At 66.8% G+C, this 13,296-nt stretch carries 16 protein-coding genes; 9 read left to right on the top strand and 7 right to left on the bottom strand.

The features are described 5' to 3' along the window. Positions 1–106: 106 nt before the first annotated feature. The 6 genes from rpsP (at position 107) to EZ216_RS17790 (ending at position 4,012) form a co-directional block, all read left to right on the top strand. The gene (gene rpsP, locus EZ216_RS17815) at positions 107–376 is read left to right on the top strand and encodes a 30S ribosomal protein S16 (protein ID WP_135251139.1); all 270 of its coding nucleotides are present in this window, start codon (positions 107–109) and stop codon (positions 374–376) included. Positions 377–392: 16 nt separating this feature from the next. Then, positions 393–959, top strand: a complete 567-nt coding sequence (gene rimM, locus EZ216_RS17810; protein WP_135251138.1) for a ribosome maturation factor RimM — start codon at positions 393–395, stop codon at positions 957–959. A 10-nt stretch (positions 960–969) separates the two neighbouring features. Then, positions 970–1,713, top strand: a complete 744-nt coding sequence (gene trmD / locus EZ216_RS17805) for a tRNA (guanosine(37)-N1)-methyltransferase TrmD (protein ID WP_135251137.1) — start codon at positions 970–972, stop codon at positions 1,711–1,713. A 93-nt stretch (positions 1,714–1,806) separates the two neighbouring features. After that, on the top strand, positions 1,807–2,190 hold the full coding sequence (gene rplS / locus EZ216_RS17800; protein WP_135251136.1) for a 50S ribosomal protein L19: 384 nt from the start codon (positions 1,807–1,809) through the stop codon (positions 2,188–2,190). Between the two features lie 67 nt (positions 2,191–2,257). Beyond that, positions 2,258–2,977 (top strand): CoA pyrophosphatase, encoded by a 720-nt coding sequence (locus EZ216_RS17795; RefSeq protein ID WP_135251135.1) that lies wholly within the window; start codon positions 2,258–2,260, stop codon positions 2,975–2,977. A gap of 33 nt (positions 2,978–3,010) precedes the next feature. After that, on the top strand, positions 3,011–4,012 hold the full coding sequence (locus EZ216_RS17790; protein ID WP_135251134.1) for a CobD/CbiB family protein: 1,002 nt from the start codon (positions 3,011–3,013) through the stop codon (positions 4,010–4,012). A gap of 51 nt (positions 4,013–4,063) precedes the next feature. On the opposite strand, the gene rsgA is transcribed toward EZ216_RS17790, so the two are convergent. The 3 genes from rsgA to EZ216_RS17775 are packed head-to-tail and all read right to left on the bottom strand — an operon-like array spanning position 4,064 to position 6,606. Further along, a complete protein-coding gene (rsgA, locus tag EZ216_RS17785) occupies positions 4,064–4,996 on the bottom strand; it encodes a ribosome small subunit-dependent GTPase A (RefSeq protein ID WP_439126742.1) in 933 nt (310 codons plus the stop codon). Positions 4,997–5,002: 6 nt separating this feature from the next. After that, positions 5,003–5,329 (bottom strand): 4a-hydroxytetrahydrobiopterin dehydratase, encoded by a 327-nt coding sequence (locus EZ216_RS17780; RefSeq protein ID WP_135251301.1) that lies wholly within the window; start codon positions 5,327–5,329, stop codon positions 5,003–5,005. A gap of 5 nt (positions 5,330–5,334) precedes the next feature. Continuing rightward, complete coding sequence (locus EZ216_RS17775; RefSeq protein ID WP_135251133.1) at positions 5,335–6,606, bottom strand: M48 family metallopeptidase; 1,272 nt, start codon at positions 6,604–6,606, stop codon at positions 5,335–5,337. A gap of 34 nt (positions 6,607–6,640) precedes the next feature. Between EZ216_RS17775 and orn the strand changes: the two genes are divergently transcribed. Together orn and EZ216_RS17765 are read left to right on the top strand one after the other, a co-directional pair. Continuing rightward, on the top strand, positions 6,641–7,228 hold the full coding sequence (gene orn, locus EZ216_RS17770; RefSeq protein WP_135251132.1) for an oligoribonuclease: 588 nt from the start codon (positions 6,641–6,643) through the stop codon (positions 7,226–7,228). A 208-nt stretch (positions 7,229–7,436) separates the two neighbouring features. After that, on the top strand, positions 7,437–9,098 hold the full coding sequence (locus EZ216_RS17765) for a DEAD/DEAH box helicase (RefSeq protein ID WP_135251131.1): 1,662 nt from the start codon (positions 7,437–7,439) through the stop codon (positions 9,096–9,098). A gap of 240 nt (positions 9,099–9,338) precedes the next feature. On the opposite strand, the gene EZ216_RS17760 is transcribed toward EZ216_RS17765, so the two are convergent. Further along, on the bottom strand, positions 9,339–10,574 hold the full coding sequence (locus EZ216_RS17760; protein ID WP_135251130.1) for a multidrug effflux MFS transporter: 1,236 nt from the start codon (positions 10,572–10,574) through the stop codon (positions 9,339–9,341). Between the two features lie 110 nt (positions 10,575–10,684). Then, positions 10,685–10,960 (bottom strand): hypothetical protein, encoded by a 276-nt coding sequence (locus EZ216_RS17755; RefSeq protein WP_135251129.1) that lies wholly within the window; start codon positions 10,958–10,960, stop codon positions 10,685–10,687. A gap of 162 nt (positions 10,961–11,122) precedes the next feature. Here EZ216_RS17755 and EZ216_RS22010 point away from each other — a divergent pair, with 162 nt between their 5' ends. Beyond that, the gene (locus EZ216_RS22010) at positions 11,123–11,251 is read left to right on the top strand and encodes a hypothetical protein (RefSeq protein WP_275405158.1); all 129 of its coding nucleotides are present in this window, start codon (positions 11,123–11,125) and stop codon (positions 11,249–11,251) included. Between the two features lie 101 nt (positions 11,252–11,352). Here the strand turns inward: EZ216_RS22010 and EZ216_RS17750 are convergent, their stop codons facing one another. Both EZ216_RS17750 and EZ216_RS17745 read right to left on the bottom strand, forming a co-directional pair. Next, positions 11,353–11,562 (bottom strand): retron Se72 family effector protein, encoded by a 210-nt coding sequence (locus EZ216_RS17750; protein ID WP_135251128.1) that lies wholly within the window; start codon positions 11,560–11,562, stop codon positions 11,353–11,355. Beyond that, a complete protein-coding gene (locus EZ216_RS17745) occupies positions 11,555–12,655 on the bottom strand; it encodes a reverse transcriptase family protein (RefSeq protein ID WP_167772951.1) in 1,101 nt (366 codons plus the stop codon). The genes EZ216_RS17750 and EZ216_RS17745 overlap by 8 nt, the downstream gene beginning before the upstream one ends. Between the last annotated feature and the right edge of the window lie 641 nt (positions 12,656–13,296).

Genomic DNA, 13,296 nt, shown 5'->3' with positions numbered 1-13,296 from the left:
CTTTCCAGCGTGTCGCCGGCCGGGTGGCCGTGTCGCGTGTCTCAAACGCCGGAAGAACCTGTGGCGGCAAGTGGTGCCGCCCGGATTTCCACCCGAAGGATAAATCATGGTCGTCATTCGACTCTCCCGCGGCGGCGCCAAGGCCCGTCCGTTCTTCAACATCGTCGTTGCCGACAAGCGCACCCGCCGCGACGGCCGCTTCATCGAGCGCCTGGGTTTCTACAACCCGATCGCCAAGGACAACGAGGAAAGCATCCGCGTCGCCCAGAACCGCCTGACCTACTGGCGCGGCGTCGGCGCCGTCGCTTCCCCGACGGTCGAGCGCCTGCTCAAGCAAGCCGCCAAGAAGGCCCCGGCCGCCGCTCCCGCGGCCTGAGGCCTTCGCTCGCGTGATGCTCCCGCAGCTGGAGCCGGCTGAATTGCCGGCCGACGCGATCGAAGTGGGGCGCATCCACGATGCCTGGGGCATCAAGGGCTGGTTCAAGGTCCTGCCCCACAGCGCTTCCCCGGAAGCGCTTTTTTCTTCCAAGCGCTGGTTCCTGCAGCCGTCCGAGAAGGCGGCCAAGCCGCCTTTCTCGGGCACGGTGCTGCTGCGCGTGCGCGAAGCCAAGGAGCACTCCGACAGCATCGTCGCCACCGCGCAGGACATCGACGACCGCAACGCGGCCGAGCTGCTCAAGGGTTCGCGCATCTTCGTGCCGCGTTCCAGCTTCCCCACCGCGGGCGACGACGAGTACTACTGGGTCGACCTGATCGGCCTGCAGGTGGTCAACCGCGAAGGCGTGGCCTTGGGCGAAGTGCGTGACCTGATGGCCACCGGCCCCCAGACCGTGCTGGTGGTGGGCTACGAGCACGAAGGCAAGCCGGCCGAACGCATGATCCCCTTCGTGTCCGCGTACGTGGATGACGTCGACCTGCCCGGCAAGCGCATCACCGTCGACTGGCAGCCGGACTACTGAAGGCCGCGCGATGCGTTTCGACGTCCTGACGCTGTTCCCCGAGCTGTTCGGGGCCTTCCTCGAAAGCGGCGTCACGCGGCGCGCGTACGAATCGAAGCAGGTGGACGTGCGCCTGTGGAACCCGCGCGACCAGGCCGAAGGCAACTACCGCCGGGTGGACGACCGCCCGTTCGGCGGCGGGCCCGGCATGGTGATGCTGGCCGAGCCGTTGGCGCGCACCGTGGCGGCCGTCAAGGCGGACCGGGGCGGATCGGCCCCCGTGGTGCTGTTCTCGCCGACCGGCCGCCGGCTGGACCACGCGGAAGTCGAAAGCTGGTCGGCCGGCGAGGGCGCCATCCTGCTGTGCGGCCGCTACGAAGGTATCGACCAGCGGTTCATCGACAGCCACGTGGACGTGCAGCTCAGCCTGGGCGACTTCGTGCTGTCCGGGGGGGAGATCGCGGCCATGGCGCTGCTGGATGCCGTGGCGCGCCTGCAGCCGGGCGTGCTGAACGAAGCCGGCAGCCACGAAGCCGACAGCTTCAACCCCGCCATCGACGGCTTGCTGGATTGCCCGCACTACACCCGGCCGGAGGAATGGCAGGGCCGCCAGGTGCCGGCGGAACTGCTGTCCGGGCATCACGCCAACATCGAGAAGTGGCGGCGGGAGAGGCGGCTGGAAGCGACCGCGAAGCTGCGGCCCGACCTCATCGAAGCCGCCCGTAAAGCCGGCCGGCTGACCCGCGAGGACGAGCGTTTCCTCGCCGGGCTATAATCCTGGGTTCGCCGATCCTCTACCCGGCCGTCCACTGATCCTTCGCGATCGACGGACCTTTAGCGCAGCGCGGGCAAGATCAACGAGGAAACCATGAACCTGATCCAGACCCTCGAGCAAGAGGAAATCGCCCGCCTGGGCAAGAAGATCCCCGAATTCGCCCCCGGCGACACGGTGATCGTCAGCGTCAACGTCGTCGAAGGCAACCGCAAGCGCGTGCAGGCCTACGAAGGCGTCGTCATCGCCAAGCGCAACCGCGGCCTGAACAGCGGCTTCACGGTGCGCAAGATTTCCAGCGGCGAAGGCGTGGAGCGCACGTTCCAGACCTACAGCCCGCTGATCGCCGGCATCGAAGTCAAGCGCCGCGGCGACGTGCGCCGCGCCAAGCTGTACTACCTGCGCCAGCGCAGCGGCAAGTCGGCCCGCATCAAGGAAAAGCTGGCCCACGGCAAGACCACCGCAGCGGCCGCCGAGTAACCCCTCGCGTCCGCGCGCAAGCCGCCGCCGGCCTTCCAGGCTCGCGGCGGTTTTTCATTTCAAACGCATGCCAATCGATCCCGCCCCGTCCGCCCCCAAGGATTTCATCCCGCTGTCCAAGCTGCCCAGCTTCGACCCGCGGGCCGTGCCCGTGGCCGGCATCGATACGCACCTGCCCGCGGTGCCGGACGCGTCGCTGGCGCCCGACGCCCTTCGCGCCCGATTCCGCCACCCGCCCGCGTGGGAACCGGAAATCTGGGCCGAGAAGCGCTTCACCGACCGCCAGCCCGCGCACGCTTCGGTGCTGGTGCCCATCGTCATGCGCGAGCATCCGGCCATCCTGCTGACCGAGCGCACCACGCACCTGTCCACGCATTCGGGCCAGGTGGCTTTCCCCGGCGGCAAGCGCGATGAGACCGACCGCGACGCGGCGCACACGGCGCTGCGCGAAGCGGAGGAAGAGATCGGACTCGACGCGAAGTTCGTCGAGGTGCTGGGCCAGATGCCCACGTACACCACCGGCACGCTGTTCATCGTCACGCCGGTGGTGGCGCTGGTGGACCCGGCCGCGCCGCTGACACTGAACGAGCACGAAGTGGCCGACGCCTTCGAGGTACCGCTGAAGTTCCTGATGAACCCCGCGCACCACCACCGCCACGTGTTCGACGTGATGGGGCAGAAGCGCGAGTGGTTCTCCATGCCGTACATGGACGGCACGACCGAGCGCTTCGTGTGGGGCGCCACGGCGGCGATGCTGCGGAACTTCTACCGCTTCCTGGTCGCCTGATCCGTGGGGCTGGTCGCCCCGTATGATTCCCGCATGTCCTTCTTCGCCATCCTGTTCGCGCTGCTGATCGAACAGGTGCGGCCATTGGGCCGGCACAACACCATCCACGCCGCCTTGCGCGGCTGGGCGCGCTGGGCCAGCCGCAATTTCGACGCGGGCAGGGCGCAGCACGGCTGGATCGCCTGGGGCGTGGCCACGGTGTTCCCCGCGCTGATGGCGCTGGGCATCCACTGGGCGCTGATGCTGCTGGTGGGCTGGCCCGCCGCCATCGTGTGGAACGTGGCGGTGCTGTACGTCACGCTCGGCTTCCGCCAGTTCAGCCACCACTTCACCGCCATCCGCGACGCGCTGGATGCCGGCGACGAGGACCGCGCGCGCGAGCTGCTGGCGCAATGGCAGCAGGTCGACGCGGCCGAGCTGCCGCGGCGCGAGATCGTGCGCCACGTCATCGAGTATTCGGTGCTGGCCGCGCACCGCCACGTGTTCGGCGTGCTGGCCTGGTTCTCCGTGCTGGCCGCTTTCGGCTTCGGGCCGGCAGGCGCGGTGCTGTACCGCATGAGCGAGTTCGTGCAGCGCTACTGGCGCTACCGCAGCGTGTCGCAGGCGCAGCAGCCGGCCAGCGAAGCGCTGCAGTCGGTGTCGCAGCGCGCCTGGGCGGCCATCGACTGGGTGCCCGCGCGCATCACCGCGCTGTCGTTCGCGGTGGTGGGCAGTTTCGAGGAAGCCATCGACTGCTGGCGCAACCACTCGCAACGCTTCCCGGACGACAACGACGGCGTGGTGCTGGCCGCCACCTCGGGCGCGGTGAACGTGCGCCTGGGCGGCGAGGCGCTGCGCTCGGCTTACGCGCCCGAAGCCTCGCAAGGCTTCAGCGCCGCGTCCATCGGCCCTTCGTCCACCGCGGGCAGCGAAAGCACGCCCGGCCGCGATGCCGAGCCCGCCCACCTGCGCAGCGTCGTGGGCCTGGTGTGGCGCACGGTGGTGCTGTGGATGGTGCTGCTGGCGCTGCTGACGCTGGCGCGCCTGCTCGGCTGAAGATCACCCGTCCCCGGATCCGTCATTCCGCGAAGGCGGGAATCCAGCGCGTCACCACCTTGGCGGCTCGCTCAGCTCGTCGAACAGGTCGCAGTAGATCTTGTACCGGTTGGTGGTGATCCGGTGTTCGCCCTGCTTCTCTGCGTGCGCCACCGCCCCGATGACCGCGCAGCCCGGCTCGTGGCGGTGCGTGCAGTTGTAGAAGCGGCATTGCCCGATGTGCGGCTTCAGGTCGCGCATCAGCGGCGCCAGCTGCGTGGGTTCCAGGTGGTGCAGGCCGAATTCCTGGAAGCCGGGTGAATCGATGAGGCCCGTGGTGCGCGCCTCGTCCACCCAGTACCAGGTGGTGCTGGTCGTCGTGTGCTTGCCCGAGTTCAGCGCGCGTGATATCTCGCCGGTCTGGGCCGCGGCGCCGGGCGCCAGCAGGTTGATCAGCGTGCTCTTGCCCGCGCCCGAAGGCCCCAGCACCAGGGTCGTCTTGCCTTGCAGGTGCGACAGCAGGTGCGCGCGGTCCACGTCTTTCGACAGCCGCAGCGACAGCGGCAGCACGCCGTAGCCCATCTGCTGGTACGGGTGCAGGCGGCCCCAGGCGCGCTCGAAAGGCTCCACCAGGTCGCTCTTGTTCAGCGCGATCAGTGCCGGGATGCGCTCGGCTTCGGCCGCGATCAGCGCGCGCGCCAGCTGGTGCTCGGAGAACTCGGGCTCGGCCGCGATGAACACCAGCACCTGGTCGAGGTTGGCCGCGAACATCTTGGTGCGGATCTCGTCCTGGCGGTAGAACAGGTTGCGCCGCGGCTCCACCTTCTCGATCGTGCCTTCGTCGTGCGACGGGCGCCACGCGACGCGGTCGCCCACCACGGCTTGCGACTTCTTGCCGCGCGGGTGGCAGATGCGCCGCTGGCCGTCGGGCGATTCCACCAGCAGGTGGCGGCCGAAGCTGGCCACCACCAGGCCGGGCGCCAGCGCCTCGTCAGCCAAGGTCACCGCCCGTCACGCCAGCAGCGCGTCGACCTGGGCCGCGCATTCGAAATCGGTGGTGGACAGGCCCTGCACGTCGTGCGTGCGGTACCGCACCACGCAGCGGTTGTAGTGGACCGACAGGTCGGGGTGGTGGTCACGCCGGTGCGCGACGAAGGCCACCGCGTTCACGAACGCGATGGTCTCGTGGTAGTTGGCGAAGCGGAAGGTCTTCTCGATGGCCACGTCGGCGCCGTCGCCCGACAGCTGCCATCCAGCCAGGGTGGAAAGACGCGCGACGACCTCGGTCGGGGTCAGCGCGCGGCGCTTCTCCTTCGACCAATCCTGCACCTTCAGCATCGACGTCACGCGGCGCCTCCCGCCGCGGCCATCCTCGCCAGCCGCTCGGAAGCGGGCGGGTGCGAGTAGTAGAACTTCACGTACACCGGGTCCGGCGTCAGCGTGGACGCGTTGTCCTCGTACAGCTTCAGCAGCGCGGTGCGCAGGTCTTCGCGGCCGGTCTGCGCGACGGCGAAGGCGTCGGCCTGGAACTCGTGGCGGCGCGACATCTGCGCCATCAGCGGCGAGACGAAGTAGCTGAACACCGGCACCGCCAGCATGAACAGCAGCAGCGCCAGCGCGTCGTTCGGCCCCACCATGTTGGGCGCCACGCCCAGCCCGGAGTAGAACCAGGGCTCGCGCGACAGCGCGCCCAGCAGCGCGAAGCCCGCCAGGCTGAAGGCGAACAGGCCCACGATGCGCTTGACGATGTGCCTGTGGCGGAAGTGGCCGAGCTCGTGCGCCAGCACCGCGTCCACCTCGCCCGGGGACAGCTTGGCGAGCAGCGTGTCGAAGAACACCACGCGCTTGGCGGCCCCGAAGCCGGTGAAGTACGCGTTGGCGTGCGCGCTGCGGCGGCTGCCGTCCATGACGAACAGCCCCTTGGCCGCGAAGCCGCAGCGGCGCATCAGCTCGGTGACGCGCGCCTTCAGCGCCTCGTCTTCCAGCGGGCGGAACTTGTTGAACAGCGGCGCGATGACCGTGGGGTACAGCACCAGCAGCAGCAGGTTGAACACCATCCACGCGCCCCACGCCCATAGCCACCACAGCGGACCGGCCGCGCCCATCAGCCACAGGATGAGCCAGGCGATGGGCAGGCCGATGGCCGCGCCCAGCACCGTGCCCTTGGCCAGGTCGGCCAGCCACAGGCCGGGCGTCATCTTGTTGAAGCCGAAGCGCTCTTCGACGACGAAGGTGTTGTAGAGGCTGAACGGCAGGTCGATCAGGCCGCCGATGACGGCGAAGGACGCCAGCAGCGCCAGCTGCTGGACCATGCCGGGGCCCAGCCAGCCCAGCAGCAACTGGTTGAGCGCGTTCAGGCCGCCCAGCAGCGTCCAGCCCAGCAGCACGGCCGTCCCCCAGGCGGTTTCCAGCAGGCCGACGCGCGACTTGGCCACCGTGTAGTCGGCCGCCTTCTGGTGCGCGGACAGCGTGACGGTGGAAGCGAAATCGGCGGGCACCTGCTCGCGGTGGCGGGCGACGTGCCGCACCTGGCGCGTCGCGAGCCAGAACTTGACGGCCAGGCCGGCCAGCAACGCGACGGCGAAGGCCAGGGTCCAGGTGAGGGCTGCGGGCATCCAACGAGTTTAGGCCATGGGGGAGAATCGCCGGATGACCGAAACCCCCGCTGCCGGCACGACGCCCGTGCTGGAGAAGAACGACCTCAACCTGGTCTGGCTCGACTGCGAGATGACGGGCCTGAACCCCGAGGTGGACCGCATCATCGAGATCGCCGTCATCGTCACCGGCCCCGACCTGCAGCCGCGCGTGGAAGGCCCCGTGTTCGCCATCCACCAGACCGACGGGCAGCTCGACAAGATGGACTCGTGGAACAAGGGAACGCATGGCAAGAGCGGCCTCACCGACCGCGTGCGCGCGTCCGACGTGGACGAAGCCCAGGCGGAAGAGGCGCTGATCGCCTTCCTGTCGAAGTACGTGGGCAAGGGCCTGTCGCCCCTTTGCGGCAACACCATCGGCCAGGACCGGCGCTTCCTGGTGAAGTACATGCCGAAGCTGGAAGCCTTCTTCCACTACCGCAACCTGGACGTCAGCACGCTCAAGGAACTGGCGCGGCGCTGGAAGCCCGCGGCGTATTCCGCCTTCAAGAAGCAGCAGGCCCACACGGCGCTGGCCGACGTGCACGAGTCCATCGACGAACTGGCGCACTACCGCGAAAACTTCCTGCGCCTGGGGGATTAGGGCCGCCTGCCCACCGGGAAAACCCGGACTGTGGGACAATACGTGTTCGCGCGGCGGACACCGTCTCCCGCGACCTCGCATCCGACCCTCATGCACCGGCCCCGCGAAAGGGGCCACCGGCACCCCGCCGGAAAGTCGTTGAAGGTTGCATGTTCTTCCAACCTTTGACGACGGCGCGTCCCTCCGTGGCGCGCCGCATGAGAGCTTCATGTCCGACCTGTTCGACGTTGACGGCGCGCCTGCGCCCCAGATTCCCGCCACCCCCGACACCACGCTGGCCCTGCCGCCCAACGGCTTCACGCGCCTGAACCTGGCGCCCGAGCTGATCGCGGCGGTGGAAGACCTCGGCTTCTCCCAGCCCACCGCGGTGCAGGAGCAGGCCATCCCGGCGGCGCTGCCCACCGGCGAAGACGGCACGGCCGCCTTCATCGACCTGATGGTCTCCAGCCAGACCGGCAGCGGCAAGACCGCGGCCTTCCTGCTGCCCGTGTTGCACACGCTGATCGGCCTGCAGCGCGAAGCCGAAGAGCGCGAGCGTGCCGAGCGCCAGCGCGAAGTGGAAGCCGCCGCCGCGCGCGGTGAGGCTGCGCCCAAGCGCAAGGCCCGCCGCAACCCCACCGACCCGCGCAACTTCAAGCCCGCCGTGCCCGGCGCGCTGATTCTCAGCCCGACGCGCGAGCTGGCCCAGCAGGTGGCACACGACGCCATCGACCTGGTCAAGCATGCCCGCGGCCTGCGCATCGCGAACGTGATCGGCGGCATGCCCTACCAGATGCAGATCGCGCGCCTGCAGAACGCCAACCTCGTCGTTGCCACGCCGGGCCGCCTGCTGGACCTGCAGCGCTCGGGCCAGATCAAGCTGGAAGAAGTTCGCTTCCTGGTCGTCGACGAAGCCGACCGCATGCTGGACCTGGGCTTCGCCGACGACCTGGCCGAGATCAACCGCCTGACGTCGCAGCGCCACCAGACCATGATGTTCAGCGCCACCTTCGCGCCGCGCATCCAGCAACTGGCCGCGCGCGTGATGCGCGAGCCGAAGAGGATCCAGGTCGACACGCCGCAGGAGAAGCACGCCAACATCAAGCAGGTGCTGTTCTGGGCCGACCACCCGCAGCACAAGCGCGCGCTGCTGGACCACTGGCTGCGCGAGCCGTCGATCAACCAGGCCATCGTGTTCGCGTCCACGCAGATCGAATGCGACGCGCTGGCCGAAGACCTGCAGCAGGCCGGCTTCGCGGCCGTGGCGCTGCACGGCGCGCTGAGCCAGGGCCTGCGCAACCGGCGCCTGATGGCGCTGCGCAACGGCCAGGTGCAGATCCTGGTGGCCACCGACGTGGCCGCGCGCGGCATCGACGTGCCGACGATCACGCACGTCTTCAACTTCGGCCTGCCGATGAAGAGCGAGGACTACACGCACCGCATCGGCCGCACCGGCCGCGCGGGCCGCGACGGCCTGGCCGTCACCTTCGCCGAGTACCGCGATCGCTTCAAGATCTTCGACATCGAGGCGTTCACCAAGCAGCCCTTCACCGCGGAAGTGGTGCCGGGCCTGGAGCCGCAGCAGCGCACGCCGCAGCGGCCGTCGTTCGGCGGCCCGCGTGGCGCGGGCGGTCCTTCGCGTGGCCGTCCGGGCAATGGTCCGCGTCGCAGCCACGGCGGCAACGGTGGCGGCAATTTCGGTGGCGGCGGTTATGGCCGCAAGGCGGGCTTCGGCGACTTCGGCGGCGATCGCCGCGACGGCTTCGGCGGTGGTGATCGCGGCCGTGAAGCTTCGCCTTGGCAGAAGCCGGCACAAGGCTTCACCCGCCCGGCCAAGCCGGGCAACGGCGGCAAGGTGTTCGTGCCGCGCGACGCGAAGAAGAAGCCGTAGAAGCCGGCGAACTGAACGGGATCGAAGGCCGTGCGGCGCGCCAGGCGGTGCCCGCCTGGCGCGTGGAACAGTGTGCGGGTTCCAATGGCGTCATTCCCGCGAAGGCGGGAATCCATGGCATCCGCATTCAACGGCGTAGTGGAAGCGATGGATTGCCTTCGCGGGAATGACGCCGTTGAGGGGCCGCGCCAGGCGCCACCCGCCGCGCCCGCACCGCTGCTCGCACCGCGCTCACGGAAATCACCCGTGATGCACCACGTGCCGCCCGATCTCCGGCCACCGCTTGTGCACATACAGCCAGGCCACCAGCCCCACGCACATCATCACCAGCGACGCTTCGGCCAGCGCCTCGGTCGAGTGCATCACCAGCGGCGCCACCGCGCCGGCCACCACGCCGTTCGCGGTCGATCCGATCACCGCCTGCAGCGATGACGCCAGTCCGCGCCGGTCGGGGTTGAGGTCCAGCACCAGCAGCGTCACCACCGGCACCATCAGCGACCAGCCGAAGCCGAAGATCGCGATCGGCAGCAGCGCCCACCACGGGCTGGGCGCGAACAGCAGGTTGGCCGCCACGTTCGCCAGCGACACCAGCAGCATGATGGTGAAGCCCCAGCGGATCTGCTGCTTGGGCGGGATCTTCCCCGCCAGCCGGCCGCTGGCCCACGCGCCGCCCATGATCCCCGCGATGGTCAGCAGGAAGAACCAGAAGAACTCCTGCGGCGCCAGGCGCAGGTGCGTGCCCAGGAATTCCGGCGCCGACAGCACGTAGAGGAACATCCCGTTGAATGGCACGCCGCTGGCCAGCGCCAGCAGCAGGAAGCGCGCGCTCGAGCCCAGCTGCCAGTAGCCGCGCAGCAAGTTGCTCACGTTGAACGGCTGGCGATGCGTGACGTGCAGCGTCTCGGGCAGCAGCTTCCAGTTCGACACCCACAGCACCACGCCCACGCCGGTCAGGAACCAGAAGATCGCGTGCCAGCCCGCGTGCACGAACAGCCAGCCGCCGATGATGGGCGCCACCGCCGGCGCCACGCCGAAGTAGATGGTGACCTGGCTCATCACCTTCTGCGCCTGCGCGGGCGGGAACATGTCGCGGATCACCGCGCGCGACACCACGATGCCCGCGCCCGTCGACAGGCCCTGCAGCCCGCGGAAGAACACCAGCTGCCCGATCGTCTGCGACAGCGCGCAGCCGGCCGAAGCCAGCGTGAACACCGCAATGCCCGCCAGCACCACCGGTCGGCGGCCGAAGCTGTCCGACAGCGCGCCGTGGAACAGGTTCATGAAGGCGAAGCCGAACAGGTAGGCCGACAGCGTCTGCTGCATGGCGGCCGGCGATGCGCCCACGGCGGCGGCGATGCCGGAGAACGCCGGGATGTAGGTGTCGATGGAGAACGGCCCCAGCATGCCCAGCACCGCCAGCAACACGGACAGCGCCCACGGCGGGGCGCGCCACAACTTCGCGGCGTCGGGATTCAAGCGGTTGTCTCCGGGGAAAACGGGGATGAAGGCGTCACGGCACAAGAAACGGGCGCCTCGTGCGGGCGCCCTGGCAGCCGTGGATCGTACCGGGCGCGCGGCTCGCGCGGTCAGCCGTGGATGGCGGCGGTGGCCAGCGGGGTGCGGCGCTCCAGGCGGGGGCCGGCCGGCGCGGGCACTGCGGGGTCGAAGAACGACCGCTCCAGGTGGCGCGAGAAGCTGGCGAACCAGCTGTTGCGCGGATAGAAAGCCGTCCCACGTGGGCCGGTCACGCGCACCAGCCCATCGGGCTGCACGGTGGCGTTGAAGCTGTGGGGCTCGCGGCCGCTCGTCAGGAGCAGGTGGGCGAGGGCGAGTCGTTCGTTCTGGCTGATGTCTCGGATCACGGGGCGGATGATGGGCCGGGGAAAACGGTCGCGCCAGCGCCCGGAAGAGGCAAGCGGTGTAGGACGCCGCCGCGTCAGCGCGGCGTTGGCTGAAGCGCACTCGCGGCGGCAATGCTGTCCTACGAACCTGGCCCGTGCGTGGGCCAACCATGGCGGCAGGAAGTGAAGCAATCCGCCCCACGCACCATGACACCGGAAGAGTTCGGCCTCGTCGGCACCCCGTATTTCTGGGGCGGCTTGGCGGGCCTGTTCGCGGTCTGGCTGGTGGTGATGCTGGCGCTCTGGGCCTGAAGTCTCATGGCCGGAAGCAGCGGGTCAATCGCCACCCGGCGACGTGCGGCTAAGGACTGCCGAAATCACTCCGCGATTGGCGCGGGCCATCCTTCTCAGCGCTAAGAGACGCGAACAACGTTGATCGCCTTGGGACCTTTCGGCGTGCTCTCAAGGTTGAAGCGCACCGTACTTCCTTCAATTAAGGATTCTTCCTTTTCTGCCGACGTTCTATAGAAAAAGACGTCGCGACCAGCAGTTCGGCTTATGAATCCATATCCCTTCACAGGATAGTAGACCTTGATCACCCCAGTCTGATCTTTTTCACCCATAAAGAAGCTCCTCTCTTGATGTCGACGGTGCGCACTTCATAACCAACGCGCGTTGCTTCGAGGCCAACCTTCTATGAGTTCGACTCAGGATTCCCAGTCGGTAAAGTACGTGGTGGTACTTGTCGATATAGGCCAAGTTGTCACGCTGATGCGCAGGAGTAGCACACAAGAGTCTCACGAGCTTCAAAGTTCGCGCTACTTCCGTCCCATCGTAGGTTGGCAAAATCTTCTGTAGGCGACTTCGATAGTTCTCTGCTTCGAAGTGGCCGAGATAAGTGATCTTTGCAACTCGGCCAGAGATGCGATTGTGCTCTGCGTGGTAGTCGAGGTCATGACTGCTCAGTTCGTGCATTCGCTCAAGCTTGAACATCCGGGCGCGAATGTCGTGCCTTTCCGCTCGAAAAGCTCTCGGCGCTCCTCGATTCAGCCAAAGCCCGGTCACCTCCATCAACACTTCGGGGTTGCTGTTCGAGCTGACTCTCGTCTTCGAGGTTTTAAGCCGGAGGTGCTTTTCCGCCAGCAGCAGTTTGACTTTGTGGATGATCTTGCTCGTGCGTTCCTGGCTAAGTTGTTTTGCGGAAGATACAGTGATGTCGTCCAGCAGTCGGGAATACCGAAGTCCTTGCTGGAAAAATTCTCTGACGACTCGATGCTCAGTAGCGAAGAACACCAGATTAGCGATATGCGAGCTGGTACACGCACCTTGAGGCACGCGACCTCCGCGGGTGGTTAGCTGTGTGAGAACTCTTGCTACGTCTTCAGGAAACTTGCAAAAGAACTTGAAAATCTTAAGAACATCGGGAGCTTGGATGTTGTCATAGAAGTTTTGTACATCCAACGCGATGAGTGACTTTGAATGTGCATGAATGCGAGCATTCCGAACGTAGTCCCTATCTGCAATACCACCTTGCAAGTATTCGGGATAGACCACATGCTCGAAGACGGCGCGATTGATGCGCTTCTGTGCAACCTTCAACTCGTGGTGTGGTTCGCACACAGTCCGAACCTTATCGCTGTTCTTCTTCGGGATCTCGAAAGCGGAGTATCGGATAGAGGCTGAAGCCGCCAATGCAAGCAAGGCGGATTCAGACATCCCAAGCGCCAGCGCCAGCGCCGCAGTACTTCCAATCGGTTGTGCGCTATAGATTGGACGCATAGAAAACAGGCACCTACTCTATTCGAGGAACTCGATCAGAGATTTCAGAATGATCCCAAGCCTTGTGAGGGCGAAGAACCACTCGGACGCATAGTTGGCTCCACTCCACGAAGCACGCGATCCACATCGCGAGCAACGTTTCCTTTTAGCTGTGAAAACACAGCGGCGTTGCAAATTGGATTTCGGCCTTGCAGCCATAAATTCCTCCTTAAGGTTAATCCCGGCAACTACCGAGACCCCGGCTTTCACCGGCGTTCAACACCTCAAGGAAACGAGCGACAAACAACCAACTAGCGGTCCAGGTGCCTGATTCAACGTTCAACAACTGAAGCCTTAGATGAGCTCTTCCGCGGGCCGCGGCCTGATCGGCTGGGATCGCGGGGAGCACGGCTAACGCCCCGGTCTAGCCCTGACTATGTCAGGACGTCTCTTACGAGACCTTGACTCGCTCGTTCAATTTGCAAGCTTTCAAAGAACGCGGATCGGGCGCTACACCCGATGACGCACTGATGTGCGCGTTACGAATGTTACTGGGCGCAACGGAAGAGTCAAGTACCTCGTTCCGGCGTCGTCGTCGG

The organism is Ramlibacter humi (assembly GCF_004681975.1).
Classification (GTDB): Bacteria; Pseudomonadota; Gammaproteobacteria; order Burkholderiales; family Burkholderiaceae_C; genus Ramlibacter; species Ramlibacter humi.
This window is presented reverse-complemented; position numbering and strand designations above follow the sequence as displayed.

Excerpts from the sequence above, each read along its gene's own strand:
- rpsP (WP_135251139.1), top strand. The coding sequence starts at position 107 with ATGGTCGTCATTCGACTCTCCCGCGGCGGCGCCAAGGCCCGTCCGTTC.
- rimM (WP_135251138.1), top strand. The coding sequence starts at position 393 with ATGCTCCCGCAGCTGGAGCCGGCTGAATTGCCGGCCGACGCGATCGAA.
- trmD (WP_135251137.1), top strand. The coding sequence starts at position 970 with ATGCGTTTCGACGTCCTGACGCTGTTCCCCGAGCTGTTCGGGGCCTTC.
- rplS (WP_135251136.1), top strand. The coding sequence starts at position 1,807 with ATGAACCTGATCCAGACCCTCGAGCAAGAGGAAATCGCCCGCCTGGGC.
- EZ216_RS17795 (WP_135251135.1), top strand. The coding sequence starts at position 2,258 with ATGCCAATCGATCCCGCCCCGTCCGCCCCCAAGGATTTCATCCCGCTG.
- EZ216_RS17790 (WP_135251134.1), top strand. The coding sequence starts at position 3,011 with ATGTCCTTCTTCGCCATCCTGTTCGCGCTGCTGATCGAACAGGTGCGG.
- EZ216_RS17780 (WP_135251301.1), bottom strand. The coding sequence starts at position 5,329 with ATGCTGAAGGTGCAGGATTGGTCGAAGGAGAAGCGCCGCGCGCTGACC.
- EZ216_RS17775 (WP_135251133.1), bottom strand. The coding sequence starts at position 6,606 with ATGCCCGCAGCCCTCACCTGGACCCTGGCCTTCGCCGTCGCGTTGCTG.
- orn (WP_135251132.1), top strand. The coding sequence starts at position 6,641 with ATGACCGAAACCCCCGCTGCCGGCACGACGCCCGTGCTGGAGAAGAAC.
- EZ216_RS17765 (WP_135251131.1), top strand. The coding sequence starts at position 7,437 with ATGTCCGACCTGTTCGACGTTGACGGCGCGCCTGCGCCCCAGATTCCC.
- EZ216_RS17750 (WP_135251128.1), bottom strand. The coding sequence starts at position 11,562 with ATGGGTGAAAAAGATCAGACTGGGGTGATCAAGGTCTACTATCCTGTG.
- EZ216_RS17745 (WP_167772951.1), bottom strand. The coding sequence starts at position 12,655 with ATGTCTGAATCCGCCTTGCTTGCATTGGCGGCTTCAGCCTCTATCCGA.